The sequence below is a fragment of the Reinekea sp. G2M2-21 genome (assembly GCF_015687175.1).
Taxonomy (GTDB): domain Bacteria; phylum Pseudomonadota; class Gammaproteobacteria; order Pseudomonadales; family Natronospirillaceae; genus Reinekea.
Genome location: NZ_JADPQG010000002.1, coordinates 217,213 through 236,979, shown reverse-complemented (window position 1 = coordinate 236,979; position 19,767 = coordinate 217,213). Strand labels below are relative to the sequence as shown.

15 protein-coding genes are annotated in these 19,767 nt (G+C 47.1%); 11 read left to right on the top strand and 4 right to left on the bottom strand.

Annotation, left to right across the window (positions count from 1 at the left end; all coding sequences use genetic code 11):
• Nucleotides 1–120: 120 nt before the first annotated feature.
• On the bottom strand, nt 121–1,068 hold the full coding sequence (locus tag IYN85_RS09800; protein ID WP_196158716.1) for an oxidoreductase: 948 nt from the start codon (nt 1,066–1,068) through the stop codon (nt 121–123).
• Nucleotides 1,068–2,210, bottom strand: coding sequence for an MBL fold metallo-hydrolase (locus IYN85_RS09795; protein WP_196158715.1), 1,143 nt, complete (start codon nt 2,208–2,210; stop codon nt 1,068–1,070). Before IYN85_RS09795 ends, IYN85_RS09800 begins: the two co-directional genes overlap by 1 nt.
• A 166-nt stretch (nt 2,211–2,376) precedes the next feature.
• On the opposite strand from IYN85_RS09795, the gene IYN85_RS09790 reads away from it, so the two are divergent.
• Nucleotides 2,377–3,027, top strand: coding sequence for a TetR family transcriptional regulator (locus IYN85_RS09790; RefSeq protein WP_196158714.1), 651 nt, complete (start codon nt 2,377–2,379; stop codon nt 3,025–3,027).
• A 29-nt stretch (nt 3,028–3,056) separates the two neighbouring features.
• Here IYN85_RS09790 and IYN85_RS09785 read toward each other — a convergent pair whose 3' ends face one another.
• Complete coding sequence (locus tag IYN85_RS09785) at nt 3,057–4,373, bottom strand: hypothetical protein (RefSeq protein WP_196158713.1); 1,317 nt, start codon at nt 4,371–4,373, stop codon at nt 3,057–3,059.
• An 804-nt stretch (nt 4,374–5,177) separates the two neighbouring features.
• On the opposite strand from IYN85_RS09785, the gene IYN85_RS09780 reads away from it, so the two are divergent.
• The 7 genes from IYN85_RS09780 (at nt 5,178) to IYN85_RS09750 (ending at nt 11,923) form a co-directional block, all read left to right on the top strand.
• Nucleotides 5,178–7,007 (top strand): ABC transporter ATP-binding protein, encoded by a 1,830-nt coding sequence (locus IYN85_RS09780; protein WP_196158712.1) that lies wholly within the window; start codon nt 5,178–5,180, stop codon nt 7,005–7,007.
• Between the two features lie 12 nt (nt 7,008–7,019).
• Nucleotides 7,020–8,849 carry an ABC transporter ATP-binding protein gene (locus IYN85_RS09775; protein ID WP_196158711.1) on the top strand — a complete coding sequence of 610 codons (1,830 nt, stop codon included), beginning with the start codon at nt 7,020–7,022 and terminating at the stop codon, nt 8,847–8,849.
• A gap of 45 nt (nt 8,850–8,894) precedes the next feature.
• The gene (locus IYN85_RS09770) at nt 8,895–9,770 is read left to right on the top strand and encodes a GNAT family N-acetyltransferase (RefSeq protein WP_196158710.1); all 876 of its coding nucleotides are present in this window, start codon (nt 8,895–8,897) and stop codon (nt 9,768–9,770) included.
• A gap of 4 nt (nt 9,771–9,774) precedes the next feature.
• Nucleotides 9,775–10,020, top strand: a complete 246-nt coding sequence (locus IYN85_RS09765) for a hypothetical protein (protein WP_196158709.1) — start codon at nt 9,775–9,777, stop codon at nt 10,018–10,020.
• Nucleotides 10,021–10,052: 32 nt separating this feature from the next.
• Nucleotides 10,053–11,054 (top strand): AraC family transcriptional regulator, encoded by a 1,002-nt coding sequence (locus tag IYN85_RS09760; RefSeq protein WP_196158708.1) that lies wholly within the window; start codon nt 10,053–10,055, stop codon nt 11,052–11,054.
• Between the two features lie 84 nt (nt 11,055–11,138).
• A complete protein-coding gene (locus IYN85_RS09755; protein WP_196158707.1) occupies nt 11,139–11,498 on the top strand; it encodes a nuclear transport factor 2 family protein in 360 nt (119 codons plus the stop codon).
• A gap of 197 nt (nt 11,499–11,695) precedes the next feature.
• Nucleotides 11,696–11,923, top strand: a complete 228-nt coding sequence (locus tag IYN85_RS09750) for an HIT family protein (protein WP_370592197.1) — start codon at nt 11,696–11,698, stop codon at nt 11,921–11,923.
• A gap of 100 nt (nt 11,924–12,023) precedes the next feature.
• Here the strand turns inward: IYN85_RS09750 and IYN85_RS09745 are convergent, their stop codons facing one another.
• Nucleotides 12,024–12,887 carry a hypothetical protein gene (locus IYN85_RS09745; protein WP_196158705.1) on the bottom strand — a complete coding sequence of 288 codons (864 nt, stop codon included), beginning with the start codon at nt 12,885–12,887 and terminating at the stop codon, nt 12,024–12,026.
• Between the two features lie 1,044 nt (nt 12,888–13,931).
• On the opposite strand from IYN85_RS09745, the gene IYN85_RS09740 reads away from it, so the two are divergent.
• The 3 genes from IYN85_RS09740 to IYN85_RS09730 are packed head-to-tail and all read left to right on the top strand — an operon-like array spanning nt 13,932 to nt 19,122.
• Nucleotides 13,932–16,151 carry a type I secretion system permease/ATPase gene (locus IYN85_RS09740; protein ID WP_196158704.1) on the top strand — a complete coding sequence of 740 codons (2,220 nt, stop codon included), beginning with the start codon at nt 13,932–13,934 and terminating at the stop codon, nt 16,149–16,151.
• Nucleotides 16,148–17,524 carry an HlyD family type I secretion periplasmic adaptor subunit gene (locus IYN85_RS09735; RefSeq protein ID WP_196158703.1) on the top strand — a complete coding sequence of 459 codons (1,377 nt, stop codon included), beginning with the start codon at nt 16,148–16,150 and terminating at the stop codon, nt 17,522–17,524. Before IYN85_RS09740 ends, IYN85_RS09735 begins: the two co-directional genes overlap by 4 nt.
• Nucleotides 17,525–17,529: 5 nt before the next feature.
• The gene (locus IYN85_RS09730) at nt 17,530–19,122 is read left to right on the top strand and encodes an ankyrin repeat domain-containing protein (protein WP_196158702.1); all 1,593 of its coding nucleotides are present in this window, start codon (nt 17,530–17,532) and stop codon (nt 19,120–19,122) included.
• Nucleotides 19,123–19,767 lie beyond the last annotated feature (645 nt).

Below are 19,767 nucleotides of genomic sequence, written 5' to 3'. Positions count from 1 at the left end.
TTCCAGGTAACAACTATTCGGTCTTATCTGTCTGGTAAAGGAAACTCAAACGATGAACACCGCAAGCCAACAAAACCAAGGGCAATGGAGATAAACCAGTGCCCTTTTGACCACCACAACTTAAGCTAATTCTTTTGCTTCAGAATCTATTTTTTGTTCGCTTGTCGTAAACCACGTTGCGCCGGTTAACTCAACAGAAACGTCCCATAATTTTTTGGCAACGCTTTTATCGAGTGCGTGTGGCATGGCACTGACTTTTACCGGTTTGCCTTTCATTTCTCTCGGTCCGTCGGGGCCGGTAAAGTCGCCACCGTTAATGTCTTCTCCGAGCGCGGCGTACAACTGTGGTTGTGCACCATCGACAGGTAACTGGGACATGGATTTGAACAGAGGCGATGCCAAGGTCATTAACCAACCCGGAATGTAACGAGATAAGTTTGTGCTCGATACGCCGGGGTGCGCCGCAACCGAAAGCGTCTTGTAGCCATGTGCTTTCAGTTGTCGGTCTAATTCAAACGCAAACATCAACATAGCTAATTTACTTTGCCCGTAGGCTTTCATACGCGAGTAGCGCTTTTCAAAGTGCATATCGCTAAAATGAATTCGTCCGCTCTTATGCGCGATTGAGCTCAATTGCACGACACGTGCGCCCGCAGTTGTTTCCAGTGTTGGCAACAACAAACTGGTCAGTAAAAAGTGGCCGAAATAATTTGCGCCCATTTGCAGTTCGAAACCATCGACGGTCTTTTCATACGGTGGAATCATGACGCCTGCATTGTTGATGAGCAGATCCAGTCGTTTAAACTGTGATAAAAATTGTTCTGCGAATTTTCGCACGGAGGCAAGGTCGCTGAGATCTAGCGCTATGAAGTGCACATCGGCACTGGGATGCTCGGCCATTATCTTAGTTCGAGCTTCAAGCGCTTTCGCTTCCGATCGACAGGCCATAATCACAGTTGCTTGTTTTGCAGCGAGTACTTTGGTGGTTTCAAAGCCTAAGCCGACGTTTGCGCCGGTGACAATTGCGACCCGCCCCTGTTGCGAGGGGACATTGTTCATCGTAAACATTAGAAATTACTCCTGAGTTCTGCCAAAACATTTTCCCACCACGCATTACGGGGAATTGGCTCGTTGTTAACTAACATGAGTTCGCCTATTTGCGGTATCACAATAGGTTGTCCAGCTTGTTCCGCTGCCGCGGTTGCGCGTACAGCGGGTTCGAACCAGTCGTGCAGTGACAGGGTGAAGGCACCCCAATGCACGGGCATCATCACCCGTGCCTGTAAATCGCGAGCGGCCTGAACGGATTGTTCCGGTAGCATATGAATATCGGCCCAGTTCACATTGTATTGACCACACTCGATGAGCGCGAAATCGACAGCACCGTAGCGTTCAAACACTTCCTTGAAGTGAGGTCCGTAGCCAGAATCGCCACTGAAGTAGAGGGAAAAGTCATCGCTTTTTAACAGCCATGCACCCCACAATGTTTGATTCTGTCCGGTTAAGCGACGCCCGGAAAAGTGGCGTGCCGGAGTCAAGACCAGTTTTAAATCGTGTAAGGGTTGTTCTTGCCACCAATCCATCTCGGATATACGCGATGCCTCGACTCCCCATTTCCGCAAATGATTGCCGACCCCAAGTGGCACATAAAAATGTGCGACCTTATCGTTGAGTAATTGAATGGCATCCATGTCCAGATGGTCGTAATGATCGTGCGAAATGAAGACAGCGTCGATGTCGGGCAGGAGTTCAGGTTTAATCGGCAGTTCACCGCTGTAACGGGGTGTGCCCAGCCAGGAAACCGGTGATGGCACATCAGCAAATACCGGATCAAACAGATAGTTTTTACCACCATGCTGCAGTAAAAATGTGGAGTGGCCAAACCAGAGAATGCGGGTGTCGTGAGCAGTGTTGCTCAGGGCTTCTGGCGTAACCGGTATTACCTGCACGTCGCCCTTTTTTGGAGTGCGATTCGGATTGCCCTTCAGATATTGCCACAGAGTCGACCAGGTTGATCCCTTTTCCATTCCCATATTTGTCGCAATTTGATTCTCAAATATGCGGCCGTTGAAGGTTTGAGATTGTTGGTATCGCAGTCGGTCCTCAGCATTTGGTTTGGCCCCAAATTGTGAATTGAACGTCATGAATAGAATTCCTGTCAGAAATATAAAGCCCAGCAACAGGCCGATAATCGTGATTACCCGGCGCATGAAATCCTCATTGGGCTGGTTAAATCGTGTACTGATAATAGGTGACACCAAGTCTCTTGACAAGAGACGCTGTGTCACTAAAATGAAATTTGTGACTTTCGGCCAGAGAGCCCTAAAATGAGCACAAACAAATGCCATCATGGACACTGGCTAACCAAAGGGTAGTATGAAAAATTGCATAAGCTGGCAGCGCGCCCGCAGTGAAAATCAGATCGAACAGCGAACGGATGCCATTCTGGAGGCTGCCGCTAATTTACTCAGCCGTTATCGGCTAGATGAAATAACCTTGGCGATGATTGGCAAAGAAGCCAAGTTCACCCGCTCGAACCTTTACCGTTATTTCAGCACCAAGGAAGAAATTTTTTTGCAATTGCTGTCGCATGATATGAAGCAATGGCGCGAACAGGGTGTTGAATGGATAGAAAACGATAAAATTAATCAGGCTAACTTTGCCGAAGCCTGGGTGGGTCTGCTATTGAATTATGATCGTTTACTCACTCTGTTTGGACTGCTGTATACACTATTGGAAAAGAATGTGTCAGACGAACGCTTTAAAGCCTTCAAGTTGGCGACCGACGTGGATATCCGTGCCATTACAGGCAGCCTGAAGGCAAAGCACCTGTTTCGGGAAGAAGAAAAAGCGCATAAGTTTTTGGTGACGCAGACGTCACTAATGAGCGGCATGTATGCCATGGTGACAATGACAGATCGACAACGACAGATCATGGATGAGCTGGACTTGAGCTTCTCAGCTCAGGATGCTCAGCAAACGTTGGTGGAAGGTGTGCAGGCGCTCTATCAGTCTTTTAGTGGCTGAGCTTGCTTCTACGCGCCTGGGTTCTTAGTTTACTCCGTAACCCGAAACTGTATTTGCGGGCACCGGTGAAATGGCAAATCGTACAGAGGGCGAACAAACCGGTCAGCGCCGCTGTATAACGTAAAGGTGTCGCGTTCTTGAACGCATAACGAAATATAGTAGTCGCCTGCAACCTGCGTATCGACTGAGAAAGTGGGCGAATCATCGCCAACTTTTAAATAAATGCCATTTCCGTTCGCCGCTTTGTCAACGAATCCACTCCATAGAAAACTTAATTCGTCACCGTCCGGGTCCATGCTGTTACTGGCATCGAAATCGACACGGGAACCCACTTGAAACTCGGGTATGGCTGCACTGTTATTGTTCTGAAAGGTGTCGAATCTCAGGTCATCCTGGTTACAACCGGGCAATGGATCGCAGTCATCGATGCTGAAGGTGGTTTCATAAAAATACTGAATTGACGGAAAGTAACGTTGGTTTTCCGCATCAAACAGAAATGACATCGAGGCGGTCACGGCCGGATGACCAACCATATTGAAACTGGCGGTCGGAAGCTGATTGTCTGCTCCGCGTGCTACAAAATTCCAGAAAGCCTGTGTGGACTGTGGTCCGTTAACAGTAACGTGCCCGTCAAAGGTATCTAACTTGACCCGGTAGCTGCCTTCAATGCTGGGCGAAAAAACGAGTTCGTCTGCTGTTAATCCATAAGCAGACTCTACGGAATCTCTCTGGCGAACGCGGGTGCTGCGCCAACTGAAGGTGTGTGCTGTATCGTCATCATCGATCTCAGCGATCAGTTTTATGGACTCACCTGTTGGGATTAACGTCTGACAGGAAGTTGCGCACAAGGTTTTGAGGTTGACGGTATCCTCGTAAAAAAAGTCCACTAACGGAGCGCGATTCTCGGGCGCTTCGCCGGTTGCGTGTAACTCTCCGAACGATACACACGGCTGACTTGTCTGCACCGGACACCAGCTGATTTTATAGTAACCCGGAAACGGAACCGAAAACTCAGTGGTTGCCAAGGAGCGGTCCATTGAGCCAAACGCACCACTGTTCCAGCCGCGCGTACTCTGCTCTTCACCTGTCCAGGTAACCCAGTTGTAGTTCAGGTCGGTATCAAAATCTATCTGAGTCGCATCCAATACGATGGTATCGCCAACCTGAGCTTCGGTGATGGGTACATCCCACTCGTCATAGGCATAGAGTGGCAATTTGATCTTAGTGGGCGTGTCGAGTTCGTCTGGTTCTGGCGCAGGGTTAATGTTATCCGAAGGATGTTGTGAATCCGGCACACAGCCAGCCAGCATCAAAAAATTTAGTAACAGTATAGGTGCCAGACGCATGATATTCCCTTTTGTTGGTGCAGCTCGTCATCCCTTGCCTCCAAGGCAACATCCGAGATGGGGGTGCACAATAACTCATCATAATGATGATAACAATGGCGTATTGACCCATGTTCGAGGTTGAGTTCGTCGAATCTGTCACGTTAACGCTACAGCCATGCAAGTCGATTCAGCCCCAACCGATGGCCTGTGAAAATAAATGCGGCGCTGTTCGATAGCTTTTTTTGTGAACAATATTTTGAAAAGGACTCGCCATTTCCTGCAACACACGCCTCGCTATAAAGCTTGAATGGCACGCATGAATTCATGCGAACTTCTGACCCAGGGCACTAGAGGTTTCTGGCTCGCGCAGTTTCGCGGCGCTTGGAAATTATGGCTAATTCATCGCACTATTTGCCGATGATTTTTGAAATAAATTGTTTTACGGCTTGCAATGTCAAAAAAAGTCGCCTAAATTTGCACGACATCTCACACAGCTGTGTGAATTTTTTAACCCGCGGAAAACGCAACGATGAAGAATTTAATCTAAAAGGAAAATTTTTATGATTAACAGCATCTTCCATAATTGGGACGCACCAAATGCGTCTGTACGTTTTCGCTGACGGGTAAGCTTTAATTCCAGCTAAGCCCGTCGGTGTTGCGGGCTAGCAGCTGAAAACATCCTGTGATGTTCATGCCGAAAAGCTCGCAATTATGCGGGCTTTTTTCGTTTAGGTTCTTGGAAAAAGTTGATTGCATACCCCTTAAAAGGTAACTCGCAATCCAAAGCCCGCGCAAAGTAGTTGATTTGTAAGGGAAAAGAACGTGAATAAATCACAACATCATCATCGAATCCTCGTTGATCTTATTCGCAACAAGAAGTGGTATTACCTGGGCTCTATCGTGGCCGTCAGCATAGCCAGTTACTTCATGTTTTTAGTGCCGACGATCGGCAAAATTGTTATCGACCGCGTCATAACGGAACCACGAATAACCGACGAAGGATTCGTCGATAACGTGATCCAATGGTTCGGTGGTGCCGATTCCTTAGCGGCAAATCTTTGGTTTGCCGGCATTGCGATTGTCATCACTACCGCGCTTGCGGGTTTGTTTATGTACCTTAAAGACTATCTGGCTGCGACCGCGTGCGAGTCGACAATTCGGCGTTTACGTGAAGAACTCTTTGCGCACTTGCATCGATTGTCCGAAGCGTATTTAAACAAAGCGGACAGCGGTGACCTAGTGCAGCGTTGTACGTCCGACATGGATACCTTGCGTGAATTTTTAACCATGCAGGTGATGGACATGGGCCGAACCGTGGTGCTGATGTGCATCGTCATTCCGTTGATGTTCATGCAAAGCGTGATCATGTCGGTTATTTCTTTGATGTTGGTACCCATTGTGTTCACCTTCGCCTGGGTGTTCTTTGGTCGGATAAAAGCCTTGTTTCAGCAGGTTGATGAGGCAGAAGGTGCGATGACCACCATCGTCCAGGAGAACCTGACCGGCATTCGTGTGGTGCGTGCCTTTGCGCGCCAGGAATACGAATGCAAGAAGTTCGATGAAGGCAATCGTCTCTACAGCCAACTGCACTATAAATTGATTCAGATGTTGTCGAATTTCTGGGCAACCTCCGATCTGTTGTGCATTTGTCAGAACGGTATCGTGTTGATTGGCGGTGGCTATTTGGCCTCTCGCGGCATCATTTCCATGGGAACGTTCTTTGCGTTTATCGGATACACCATTATGTTGATTTGGCCGATTCGTCAGCTTGGTCAGCAGTTAAGTGAGGCCGGTAAGGCAACCGTTGCTATTGGGCGGATTCAGGAAATTCTGGATGCACCGGAAGAGCCCGAAAGTGATACCGCCATCGCCTTGCCCGCTGACTTTGATGGCAGTATCCAATTCCGCAACGTCAGTTTTGGTTTCGATGCACACAAGCTGGCATTGAATAACGTGAGTTTCGATATTGATGCGGGCGAAACCATTGCGATTGTCGGACCAACCGGTTCTGGAAAAAGTACGCTGATTCAACTGTTGATGCGCTTGTATGATTACACGGAAGGGTCGATAAAACTCGCTGGGCATGAGCTGAACGGTCTTGACCGTCGCAGCGTGCGCAGTGGCATTGGCTCTCTGTTGCAAGAACCGTTTCTGTTCAGTCGAAGCTTGAAGGATAACATTAAGTTTGGCCGCTTTGACGCAACGGACGAACAGATGGTGAAGTCATCACATGACGCCGCCGTGCACCATACGATTGAAGCCTTCACGCATAAATATGACACCGTGATTGGCGAACGTGGCGTGAGTTTGAGTGGCGGACAGAAACAACGGGTGACCTTGTCGCGGACGTTGATTCAGGAAACACCGATTCTGGTTTTGGATGACACCCTGAGCGCCGTGGACTCCAAAACTGAACGCCAGATTATTAAAGCCTTGCATAAAAAACGTGGCCAGCAGACGTTGATCATCATTACGCACCGCATCAGTGTGTGCCGCAATGCGGATCGGATATTCGTCATGGAAAACGGTAAGTTAACTGCGCAGGGGACGCACGAACAATTGCAACAGCAGCCGGGTTTTTACCAGCAGTTGTGGCAAATACAAAGCGGTCAGCAAGATCAGTTCGACTCCGATCTTGCCGTCACCGCCTGATAAGGATTAGGTATGACAACACAATACAACAGTACCCCCGCTCGAAAGGGGGCCTGGAAAACGTTATTCCTGATGGTCTACCGACCTCAGAAAAAACTATTCCACACTCTTATGGCAGTGGCCATCTTTACCGCGACGATAGACGCCAGTTTTACGCTGGTGACTAAGTCGTTGGTAGATGACATTGTCGCTAATGGTGTGGAGGCAAATTTGCTCAAGTATGCGGTCTTGTTTACCGTATTGATGCTCAGTATTGTCAGTTCCATCTGGTATTTCATCCGCCTGGCCGGACGACTTTCCACCACGCTGATGTACACCCTGCGCAAGCAAAGCTTTGAGCATCTGCAGAGCTTGTCTTTTACCTTTTTTGACAACAACGCCGTTGGTTGGTTGCTGGCACGTATCACGTCTGACACAACACGCATTGCCAATGTTGTAGCGTGGGGAACGTTGGACCTTTTCTGGGGTATTCCATTTATTCTGGGAATTTTTACGGTGCTGCTGATTTTGGATTGGCAACTGGGCTTGGTTGTTCTCGGTTTGTTCCCATTTTTAGCTGCTGTGGCCATGTGGTTCAACATCCGGATTCTGGATAGCTCGCGGAATCTCCGCCGGACCAACAGCCGGATAACCGCTGTGTATAACGAAAGTATATCCGGTGTGCAGACCAGTAAGGTCTTGGTGCGTGAAGACGAAAACCTGAAGGAGTTTCAGAACGACACGCGCAAAATGTACCGGCTATCCATGCACAACCTGTTGCTGACTTCCGCGTTTTACCCATTCGTAAACGTGTTTGTCAGTATGGCGGTTGGTGCGGCTTTATGGCTGGGTGGCGTCGACGTGTTGGCTGGAACACTGACGCTGGGTACCCTGGTTGCCTTCATGACCTATGCGCGCTCGTTGATGGACCCCATGCTGGAAGTCTCTGGAAAATTGGCAGAACTGCAACGCACAACGGCCTGTGTTGAGCGCGTCATCGGTTTGCTGGAAGTACAGCCGGACATCGCCGATTCAGAGCAGGTTAAGAAGCATATCGAGCAGGCTTTGCAGTCGGGCGCGGAAACGCTTGATGGCGGTGATGCACGCATAGACACCATTGAGTTCCGACACGTCGACTTTGGCTACAAAGCAGAAGAACCGGTGTTGAAAAACTTTAATCTGGCGGTGAAGGCGGGTGCCACCGTTGCGTTGGTTGGCGCGACGGGTTCTGGTAAATCCACCATTGTCAGTTTGCTGTGTCGTTTCTATGAACCGACCCAAGGACAGATCTTGATTAATGGTGAAGATTACCGAGGTCGCAGCCTCGCCTGGTTACAGTCAAACCTGGGTATCGTGCTGCAAACTCCGTTTCTGTTTACTGGTACCGTCCGTTCGAACATTCGCTATGGCAATCTTGACGCGACTGATGACGAGATTGTTGCCGCCGCCAAAGCGGTGAACGTGCATGACATTATTATGCAGATGGAACGCGGTTACGACACGGAGATTCAGGAAGGCGGTAACAATCTGTCGACAGGTCAGAAGCAGTTGATTTCGTTTGCTCGCGCGATCATCGGTAACCCGCAGATCTTGGTGATGGATGAAGCGACGTCGTCGGTGGATACTCAAACCGAACATCTGCTGCAGCAGAGTTTGCAAACAGTACTGCAGGGTCGTACCAGCTTTGTGATCGCTCACCGTTTATCGACCATTCGTTCGGCCGATACTATTGTGGTCATCGACCAAGGTGAATTAGTCGAGCAGGGCAGTCACGATGAATTGCTGGCGAAAAAGGGCCGGTACTTCGATTTGTATCGCAAACAATTTCAGACCGAAACGGAAGAAGAGTTACTGAGCCAATAACGGTCGCAGGGGCACCGAATGAGGTGCCCCGACAAGGATATTAAAATGAATAAAAACACACTTAATGGGTACTCGTTTGTCAGCCATTACGCTGACAACGCGCAATTGCGGGACAGCCTGAACCGGCTCTCCAACAGTCTCTGGGGTATCACCGTATTACAGGGGGGCGAGACGGATTATGTGCCCTTTTCGCAAATATTGAATGGCGACGTGGTTGCGAACGTCTGTGTTGGACGCTTTTGCTTGGTCGCGGACAATAAAACCTTTGATGCCAGCATGATTCAGACCGTGATGACGGCAGAGCCTCACCGCAATCAAGGGTTGATCCGTGCGCTGTTTCAGCCGGTGCAAGAGCACATCGCACAAACGACCGGCCGAACGTTTTTTACAGCCCATAAGCACATGGCGGACTTTTACGGCAAGTTCGGTTATCGCACCTTTCCGTTGACCGACTATTTTGCATTAGCGCCTAACGTTAACGCACCCGCCAGAAAAAAGATGCAGCCGATCGATTTGAACGACCCTGCCCAGCGCCAGCAGTTTGAGCGTGTCGCAGAACTCCGCCAGGCGGTCTCCCAGAAAATGGGATTCGTACAGCGAAACTGGTTACTGCATTGGTTTTGCCAATACTTTCATCAGCAGAATTTGTATTGGTTACCGGATTTGGAAGCCTACGTGATCGCAGTCTTTCAAGGTGACGATATTGAGGTAAAGGACATTATTGCGTTGCGGATTCCCAGTTGGGCTGAATTACAACCCTATTTTTCCGTTTCTGAGCAAACCGTTGTGAAATTCTTTTTCAGTCCGGACCAGTTGCAGTGTGAAGCGCAGCCCGTCATGAGTGACGAGGATTGGTTCTTTGCTGATGATGCGTTTCCGGCATTGGATATCTATTGTTTACCCGATACACAACGAGGTTAACAGCATGGACGACTTAGGTTTTACCTGGCAACAGACCAAGAACGGTGATGTGAGTATTTATCACCATGGACGTTATGCCACGCGCTTTTCAGCACACAAAGCACGCGGGGTTATTGAAAAGCTGACGCGGCTGGACTTTGCGGACCAGCAGCAGTTGTTGGCCAGACTTACGGGAAACTATAAGCGTGGCAATGAGCGTTTGGCGCAGCAGGTGTCCGCACAATTGGCGAAGCCTGCGGATTTTCAGTAAGCTCTGAGGTTCCATTTTTCCGGTGCGAGTTTATGGCCACGATCGCCAATTCAATTTTGCAGGCTCACTATCGGCAGGCTGAACAAGTGGGTTATCTGCGTCCGAATCTGTTGACCGAATCGGGGTTGCACCTCGATGCCGTTCGAATGGGGACCGGGCGCAGTGATGCAGGTGCTTTCGCGAAATGGTTGTCGACCATGTGGCAGGAAAATGATGATGAGTCCGGCGGTTTTCTACCGAATCCGGTTAAGGCTGGGACCTTTGCCATGAGCATGCACGCGATTATCTCCGCTGGGAATCTTCGTCGGGCGCTGTTGCGCAGTGCGCAATTCTATAAACTGATGGATATCGGCATTCAGTTCGATCTGACGGAACAGGGTGAAGAAGCAACGCTCTCGTTGCGCATTACGGGCAATGATTCTGCAGACTTACGGGTATTTTACGACGCCATGCTGGTCCTTTGGTTACGTTGGAGCAGCTGGCTTATTGCACAACCCTTGCTGTTGAATCGCGTGCACTTGCCGTTTGCCAGCCCGGATTGGTCGGACGAATATCCGCATATGTACCATTGCCACGTATTCAGTCAACAGACTCATTGTTGCGCGGTGCTTCCGTCTCACTACCTGAGCTTGCCCATTGTTAAAACAGCTAAGGATCTGCCAGAGTTTCTCAGTAACGCGCCAGAAAACCTGTTGGTGCACTATCAGCAGGTTAATAGCGTGTCGGCACTAGTGCTGGACCTGTTCTCACATCAGCCGAACGCCATTGCCGCTGATCAGAATGCCGTTGCTGAGCAACTCGCAATATCGGCCGCGACTCTGCGCAGGCAACTCAGTGCGGAAGGTCAATCGTTTCAGACGCTGAAAGATCAATGGCGGCGTAAACAAGCGATGCATCTATTACGCATGAGCGACAGGTCGATACACGACATCAGCACTCAGCTGGGCTTCTCTGAACCGAGTGCTTTTTCGCGCGCGTTTAAAAAGTGGACGGGGATGAATCCTGGCGACATACGGCAGTCACAGAACTCATAATTCCGTCATCTGTTCATCAATACGACTGCGTCACTCAGTACTCAAAGAATTGATGAATGCATGGACATAAGGAAACAACCGTATATGACATTGGAAGAGGTCAAGGCCTTCGCAAGCGACTGGATTGTCTCGTGGAACACACACGATATTGAGCGCATCATTTCTCACTACGCCGATCCGCTGGTGTTCAAAAGCCCGTTGATTGTCGAGCGTTACAACGATCCTGCTGGGACCATCGTTAGTCGCGACAAACTGCGCGAGTATTTTTTGATCGGACTGACTCGTAACCCGTCACTGACTTTCAAGCTACGGCAAATATTGATGGGTGTCGACGGTATAACCCTCTATTATCAGAATGCGCGCGGCGGTGAAACGGCGGAGTATTTTGAATTTGATACCAATGGTAAAGTCAGCCGATGCACGTCCTGTTACTCAGTTGACTAAACCTTAGGTTGAAAAGCAAAGCGGGCGGCTGATGGTGGTGCAAGGAATTCCCACTTTTGGGTTGTAAATCAAAAGCAATGATGGGTTGGGATTCGTGTGAGCTAAACATGACTCGCAAAAATCGATTGACGTCCATTCTATGCAGATCCGTGCACGCAAAACATAATTTCAAAAAGGCTAAAGGTACATTATGAGCTATAGTTTTTGCGACACTGTTAGCAGACGTCATGGCCTTCGTGCAGTATGTATACTCTGAAGTGAGTTCACAATATGGCTTTACCGGCTTTAACATTCTCAATGCCACAGGTGTGAGTGCACAACAATCCATTGATCACTTGCATTTTCATATCTTGCCCAGACGCGAAGGCGATGGCATTGATGCGTGGCCAGTACTTGGAAAAGGTAAAGACATGTTTAAGCAGTAAACAGATACCTTTTGAGCAGAACTTGCTTACGTCGGACCTCAGTAAGCAAGTTCAATTCTTCGAAGGTGCTTCGTACCAATGCCCGCCGCCAAATAGAATGCTACCATCGGTAGCCTATTTCGACTCCCAAACTATATGGATGCAAATTACGCAAATCTGAATAAATGACGCGATTCAGGTTCAAAGAGAAGTTAGTATTTCGCCATTGATAGTTTATTGGCAAGCCTACCGAAATCACATTTCCAGCAACAAGTTTTTTCTCTACAGTTCCTTCCTCATGATCTATTTTTAATGTCTGGGAAAACGGAAAAGGTTCTATTGCGTCGAGTCTTACCAGTAACTGTAGTGAGGGACTTTTCAATAATGTTCTTTCTATGCCGATACCAACGCTTGTGAAAGCTTTAGTCTGCTTCTCTTCATCGTTTTCCGGGAACTTATAATGTAAACGGCTTTGATAAAGAGCTATGCGATAGCCGGTCTTACCTGCGCTTGAATACGTGCCTGACACATATTGCCCATCTAAAGTCTTGTATCCGGCTAGTGATTCAAACGAAAATGACTGGCCAACAGATAGTGTAAGCTGCCCTTGTTGTTTTTCGTTTGTTGTTTCAATGATATCTTCATCTGTGGGGTTATGAAGAGTGATAAGCTTGGGTTTCTCTACGCCCGGTACGCCCCAAAGAATAGTGGCTTCGCAAACAAACACAGACTCATCAGAATAATTCAGTTTCTTATCAGACGATATCATCATGTAATTTGTTTCACCAAATTCGATATCGGCCATTGCTCGGTTTTTTAACGTTGCCTCTACACAGGCTTCAGTCTGCGTTTTATTTTCAGACACGCTCGTGACAGAGAATGTCCTTTTGTAATCCCCTGCAGATGCAACAGCGCTGATCAAGGTTAGAGATAGTGCGATCTTTGAAGTGTTCCTACCTACAGAACCTGTAAAGTTTTTATTCAACGTGCGTTCCTTATTTTCGTTCGCTATGCAACGAAATTGTCGTTTGTTGGAATGAATATCGTGAATTGGAATTAGGTGAAGGTAAAAAATAAGTGCAACCAAAAAACAATCATGTGTTGATTGGAATAACCACAGGGGCTAAGTCCACCTTGATTCCTTTTAGATTATCCTTGGGCGTTATTTTTAGATGTCTTGCGCTACATGTTGTAGATGCTCAATATTGTTTGCGCATAACTTCCCTGTTTGTTAGCCGTGTTTTCTCTCAATAACGGATCGATTCGCTGCAATGGTAAACCGCGAAATCGATCAGGTCAAAACGTTACGTGGAAATGCTATCTGGACTGATGAATCGTCTGAACCGGAATGGCTATGTATCGTTGGGATCAATGTTGGCAGAAACAAAATCTGAATTCGAAAATAAAGGTATGAGTTGTTTTTTCTCGAATGTAAAAGAAGTGTGTTTAACAAATGTCGTAATAATGTGGCCGATAGTGCACCAACTTTTTTAGGGTATGAAAAGTGACGCAAAATTCCTTGCAAAGTGATTGCTCCACATGCAATTTCTAACCGTGGGTAGTCACTACGTTTGTATATCAATCCCATTCTAATTCTTTTTTTTAGCCATTATTGGTGAGATATCGACATAAATTATTTTATGAGATTCTAATGTATGCCTTGTTTTTGTGATTTGTATCACATTTAGTATTATGTGATGTTGCGTAAGCATCTGTAACAATTTGTAATTGAGAGCCTTAGGTGATGGTCACCACTCAGCTCATGATTGCTGATAAACATCTCAACAATCACGGTAATTTCATCCCTGGTTTCAAAGTTACTAGCCTCTTGCATTCGCCAATAAATGCCAGCGTATCAAGCCTAAAAACTGACCGTTACCAACTGCAATTCTTGCGAGTATTTAAGTTTAAAATCACTGGGTGCTTATAATTTAGTTGCGGCTGAGTGACCAAAAACTCAATTAAATGGCTCAACAAATATCACAGCGCAGTCATTGTAAGTTTGCTGTTTTAAAGGAATTCAACAGTCATGGACACCGGGTTAGCCACGCTTGTGGCGCTTGCAAAGTATCATCAGATCAGTGCAAATCCTCAGAAGCTTCAACATCTTTATGGTCATACGCACAAGCCATTTGATGACATCAGCCTACTGCAAGCCGCTGAGGCTCTGGCGCTAAAAGCAAAAAAGATGTCTCCGTCGCTCGCGGCCCTTAAGCCTGCTAATCTTCCTTGTATTGTAAAAGGCGAAGATGGAAGTTACTTCATCTTGGCAAAAATTGCGAAGGATGAAGCCGGTGTCATATCGTCGATCCTTATCCAAGACTTGCGGAGCACTAAACCAGAAGTTCTGGATCTACCGAGTTTTGAACAACGCTGGTTGGGCGAAGTAATTCTCATTACCAAGAAAACAAACATAGCCGACGCCCTGGCCAGGAAGTTTGATATTTCATGGTTTTTGCCCTCGTTAGTTAAGTACAGAAAGCTTTTTGCAGAAGTTCTGATAGCCTCATTGGTATTGCAGCTGTTTGCTCTGGTAACACCGTTCTTTTTCCAGGTTGTTATGGATAAGGTGGTTGTGCATCGGGGATTTTCAACACTGAACGTCTTAGCGATTGGATTTCTCATTGCCATTGTATTTGAAGCCTTCATGGGGGGCTTTCGCAACTACCTATTCAGTCACACGACCAATCGGGTCGATGTAGAGCTTGGTGCGCGGCTTTATAATCATCTTCTGGCGTTACCTCTCCCATATTTCGAGTCCCGCCAAGTTGGTCAGAACGTAGCGCGCGTACGCGAGTTAGATACCATCCGCGATTTCATCACCGGTACGGCGTTGACCTTAGTGATTGATTTGTTGTTTGTGTTTCTATTTATTGGCGTACTTTGGTATTACAGCCCTACGCTAACTTGGGTTGTTCTGGGTACGATTCCGCTGTACGTCGTTTTGTCGCTGCTCATTACACCGGTTCTGCGTCAACGTCTAAATGAGAAATTCAAACACAGTGCTGCGAATACTTCGTTTCTGACCGAATCTATAACGGGCATTGAAACCGTAAAGGCGTTATCGGTAGAGCCTCAAATGCAGCGCCGTTTAGAAGACAATTTGTCTGCCTACGTCGGTGCTTCGTTTAAAAGTACGAACTTGACCAATATTGCGAGTCAGATATCAGGGCTCATAAACAAGCTAATGACGTTGGGCATTGTTTGGTTTGGTGCCCACTTGGTCATCAATGGTGAAATAACGGTTGGTCAGTTGATAGCCGTTAACATGATTGCCGGTCGTATCAGTGGTCCTGTGCTGAAGCTGGTACAACTCTGGCAAGACTTTCAACAAGCGGGTATATCAATCCAACGCCTGGGTGACATTTTAAATGCACCGAGGGAGCCGAACCAGGGCAAGGCATCGTCTACTATGGAGCACATTCAGGGCGACATAGAATTTAAAAACGTTGACTTCCGCTATGTGGTGGACGGCCCTGCGATTTTAAACAGCGTGAACTTCACCCTGCCCATGGGACAGTCAATCGGCATTGTTGGTAGTTCAGGATCAGGTAAAAGCACGATCGCAAAGTTACTACAGCGTTTGTATGTACCGGAAGGCGGTCGCATCTGCGTGGATGGTATCGACCTGGGTACCATCGATCCTACCGTGTTGCGCAGGCAAATAGGCGTTGTCCTGCAAGACAGCTTTCTGTTTAACAGAACTATTCGCGAAAACATTGCTTTAATCGATCCCTCAATTCCCATCGAGAAAGTTATTGAAGCCGCAAAATTATCGGGAGCCCATGGTTTTATTGCGGAGCTTCCCAATGGTTATGACACGTTAGTCGAGGAGCAGGGTAGCAATCTCTCCGGTGGTCAACGTCAACGGCTGGCCATTGCCCGCGCGTTAATCAACAATCCCAGAATTCTAATTTTTGACGAAGCCACCAGTGCGTTGGACTATGAATCAGAAAAAGTGATTCAGGAGAACATGCGCGCTATTTGTTCAAACCGTACTGTACTTATTATTGCGCACCGGCTCTCGGCAGTTGAACAGTGCGACCAGATACTGGTGTTAGAGAAAGGCAGGGTTGTTGAATATGGCCCGCCGCAAGCGTTACTTTCTGGAAATGGCCGTTACGCTCAGCTCCATGCCATACAACAGAAACCCATTAAGTCACGCAGCCCAAATGTACAAACAACGGGTAATCCAAACGTCGTTCTTAAACGAGCGACAGTCTCTGTTAAAACTGAGGCAGAGGCATGAAATTCTTTAACAAGTCTCACGCAAAGGCCGACATGGAAACTTACCAGTTCATGCCAGCGGCACTTTCAGTTCAAGCCACACCGCCGAATCCGTTATCGCGTTGGTTGGCTCGTGCGTTGTCGTTGTTGTTGATCATTGGTGTTGCCTGGGCTTGTATCGGTACTGTAAACATCGTTGTTAGTGCGGACGGAAAAATACTGCCGACTCAGCGCGTGCAGTATGTTCAGCCCTATGAAAAAAGTACGGTCACTAAAATCTATGTAAAAGAGGGTGAGCTGGTGACGCAGGGGCAACCCTTGGTAGAACTCAACAGCATTAGCGTTGGTGCGGATCTTAATCGTATCCAGAGTGACCTCTACGCCACTGAGCGGAAACTTTGGGTGAAGCAAAGCTATAGAAACCTTGTTTTGGCGGAGTCAAATAAGGCTGAAATCAACCTTCAGCCACGGCTCGTTATGGCGGATTGGTATCGAAACCGAGACGATCACTTACAAGACCAAGATTTACTGAATGGGCTTTGGCGACAATATCATGCCAGTCTACAAGGCTTATCTGAAGCCATGGCTCGTGTGGCAATTGAACAACAAATGAATATAACACTCATTGAAAAACTGCAAGAAACCGTACCTCTGACTGAAACGCGATTCGAGAAAGTGAGCACGCTTTACAAGTACGATGGTGTCTCTGAGATGGAAATGATGAGCCTTCAGCAGGAACTTACTGAAGCCACCTACTCATTACAGTTAGAGCGGGAACGAAAACAACAGCTGCAAGCCTCCTACGCAGAATCCGTTCAACGCATCGCTGCACTCACGGCGCAAACGAATAACCAGCTGCTGGATGAGATCATAGAATTACGACAGAAGAAATTGGCTTTGCTAGATGAGCAAACCAAAGCCGAGCAACGGCTGCAACGCTATACGCTGAATTCCCCGGTTGATGGGGTTGTGCAGAATCTGGTCATCAACACGCTGGGCGGAGTCGTTACCGATGCGGAAAAGCTGATGACCATTGTTCCAGAAGGCGATGCCGTCGAGGTGGAAGTATTCATCGCCAATCAGGATATAGGTTTTGTTCATGAAGGTATGAGCACCGAAGTGAAAATTCACACATTACCCTTTACAAAATATGGCATTGTCGACGCAGAAATACTGTCGATCTCCAGTGACGCAATACTGGATGAAAAGCGTGGCCTTGTATTCAGCATGTTGTTGAAGCTAAAGAAAAGTTCCCTTTACGCTGAAGGCCGCGACGTAAAATTCAAGCCCGGCATGGCTGTCACGGCTGAAATACAAACTGGCAATCGTCGGCTCATTGAGTTTTTCCTGTCGCCATTAATGCGAATGAAAATGGAATCGCTCAGGGAACGGTAACGAAGATGTCTAAATCGAAATTGGTTCAGAAACCTGCTTCAAAAAGCCCAGAACTGAGCATTAAACTTAGGATGAATATTAAAAAACTAGCAGTCATTGCCATGGTGTTGCGCGCTCCTTTCAGCGGTGCAGATATAAACCTAGGCGCTCAAGGTACAGTGGCGAAAACGCCAATAGAAATGCAGGTATACATCAAAGATGATGGTGTCGCCAAAGGGCACTACTTTTACTTAAAGACGCAAACGCCTATCGAGCTGTCCGGCAAGCTAGAGGGAAACGTACTGACGTTAAAGACTATTAACAACCCAAATATTAAAGAAACCTTTATTGGCGACGTTATTATACAAACCACAGACTGGCCAAAGGCAACGAACGTTGCTGAGTACTCGGGTACTTGGTATGGCGTGCACACACAGACCGGTGAACTACCAGAAGGCTATGCCTTTCAACTGACCGACCCTCTGGCGGATGGCCAAGTAAGCTGCGCCGAACTGGAAGCCTACCCGAGTCAGATCTTTCATACCGATCTCGATTTAGGAACCGGCCACGGCTCACCAATACAAGTAGACTTTCAGTGCCAAAATAGCCTCAGGCAATTAGCATTCTTAAAAGAACTTCTAACGCTTGCTGGACAAATAAGAAGCCCCGCATATGGCTCGACATGTGGCGGTTCTATAATTCACGCACAACGGAGATTTTACGACTTCGGACTCACATGGCTTGGGTACTCACCTCAAACCTACAACACTTACTTCTCAGATACCCAGCCAGCGCACAGCTATTTTGAGTACTGGAGTTATCAGAGTTTATACAACCGTCGCTTATATGAAGAATTTAACCGTGAACTTGCCAGTGTCACCGTAAAACTTACCGAGTGGTACAAAGCCAAACACAAGGCATCGAGCGCAAAAGCGACGATATTTGCAAGCAAAGCGACTGATGATATCTCCCGGTGGGCATTCGGTGCCTTCTCTTATCAGGATAAGGCCTGGGCAGTTGTGCCACATACGCTAGCGGCAATGAAAGGCGACATAGATCCACTTATTACTGCGCTGAACGAAGCAGATGATCAAAACAAATTGAATACGCTTCGAATGCTCATCACTCAGAACGCATCGCCAGATTTAATAGAGACCGTCGCACATTCAGTTAACGACAAAACGCAACTGTATTCGCCGGAAACCCCCATCTCTTTAGCAATCAATCACCCCGATATTGTTTCAATGCTTATCAACGCAGGCTTTGAGGTGGACCACGCCAACGAGTTCGGTAAAACACCGCTCTTTTATGCAATTCAATTCAATCAACATGAAACTGTAAAAGTACTGTTGGAAAATGGTGCCGACGTAAACAAGCCGTATCAAGAAAGTGAAGAAAATTACTATACCTGCCTGACTCTTGAAAACATGGGCAGAACCCCCTTGATGCATGCCGCACAACATGCGGATTTAGCAATGCTTGAGTTCCTGATTGAGCAGAGGGCTGATATTGATGCGACGGATGACAAGGGAAAAACGGCACTGGATTATGCGGTAGGTGACGAGAAAGTTGAGTACTTAAAGTCTAAGTCGAAACAGAATCAAGAAAACAAAACATGAAGCCAGTAAACGTAATAACAGTAGCTTGCTTGTTACAGATCATATGATCAAATTTCAAGTTTCTACAATTGGTATACCTGGTATAGCAATGGTGCTGAAGCGATAGAGATTGTTGGGAAAGTCGAAAGCGTTACATTGCCCCCGCGTAAAGGAGCTGGTGGGCATGGTATTTATTTCACGAAAGTTGATGGAGGGAAGTTAAAACTGAGAGCAGTACTTAAAGATTATGAATTTAGTGACATTTCCTTTCTCAGTGGAAATAGAGTGGGAGAATCGCAATATAACGCAAAGTATACAATCGGGATGTCTGGACGAAAACAGTTGTTCTATTTGGCATTTAATGGCCGAATCGTGTTCGAACGGAAAGAGCATAAAGGAAGTAGGGTTGAAGTTATTGTGTATATTTTGTTTTCTATCCTATGGCTACTGTTTTCGTTTGGAATAGGAAGAATGATCTTTAATGAAGTTAAAAAATAGAATGAATAACGTCTACCGCTAATTCAAGTGAGTCAAAATCAAAGGGGGTCAGAGTAATTGATATTTGAATTCGGTCTACCTGTGATCGTGATTTTAAAATTAATTATTGTGAAACTTTAAAATGGAGAAGTTGGGGTAACTTTTATGATTGAAGATTTTGCATCTAAT

Excerpts from the sequence above, each read along its gene's own strand:
- IYN85_RS09800 (WP_196158716.1), bottom strand. The coding sequence starts at position 1,068 with ATGTTTACGATGAACAATGTCCCCTCGCAACAGGGGCGGGTCGCAATT.
- IYN85_RS09795 (WP_196158715.1), bottom strand. The coding sequence starts at position 2,210 with ATGCGCCGGGTAATCACGATTATCGGCCTGTTGCTGGGCTTTATATTT.
- IYN85_RS09790 (WP_196158714.1), top strand. The coding sequence starts at position 2,377 with ATGAAAAATTGCATAAGCTGGCAGCGCGCCCGCAGTGAAAATCAGATC.
- IYN85_RS09785 (WP_196158713.1), bottom strand. The coding sequence starts at position 4,373 with ATGCGTCTGGCACCTATACTGTTACTAAATTTTTTGATGCTGGCTGGC.
- IYN85_RS09775 (WP_196158711.1), top strand. The coding sequence starts at position 7,020 with ATGACAACACAATACAACAGTACCCCCGCTCGAAAGGGGGCCTGGAAA.
- IYN85_RS09770 (WP_196158710.1), top strand. The coding sequence starts at position 8,895 with ATGAATAAAAACACACTTAATGGGTACTCGTTTGTCAGCCATTACGCT.
- IYN85_RS09765 (WP_196158709.1), top strand. The coding sequence starts at position 9,775 with ATGGACGACTTAGGTTTTACCTGGCAACAGACCAAGAACGGTGATGTG.
- IYN85_RS09760 (WP_196158708.1), top strand. The coding sequence starts at position 10,053 with ATGGCCACGATCGCCAATTCAATTTTGCAGGCTCACTATCGGCAGGCT.
- IYN85_RS09755 (WP_196158707.1), top strand. The coding sequence starts at position 11,139 with ATGACATTGGAAGAGGTCAAGGCCTTCGCAAGCGACTGGATTGTCTCG.
- IYN85_RS09740 (WP_196158704.1), top strand. The coding sequence starts at position 13,932 with ATGGACACCGGGTTAGCCACGCTTGTGGCGCTTGCAAAGTATCATCAG.
- IYN85_RS09735 (WP_196158703.1), top strand. The coding sequence starts at position 16,148 with ATGAAATTCTTTAACAAGTCTCACGCAAAGGCCGACATGGAAACTTAC.
- IYN85_RS09730 (WP_196158702.1), top strand. The coding sequence starts at position 17,530 with ATGTCTAAATCGAAATTGGTTCAGAAACCTGCTTCAAAAAGCCCAGAA.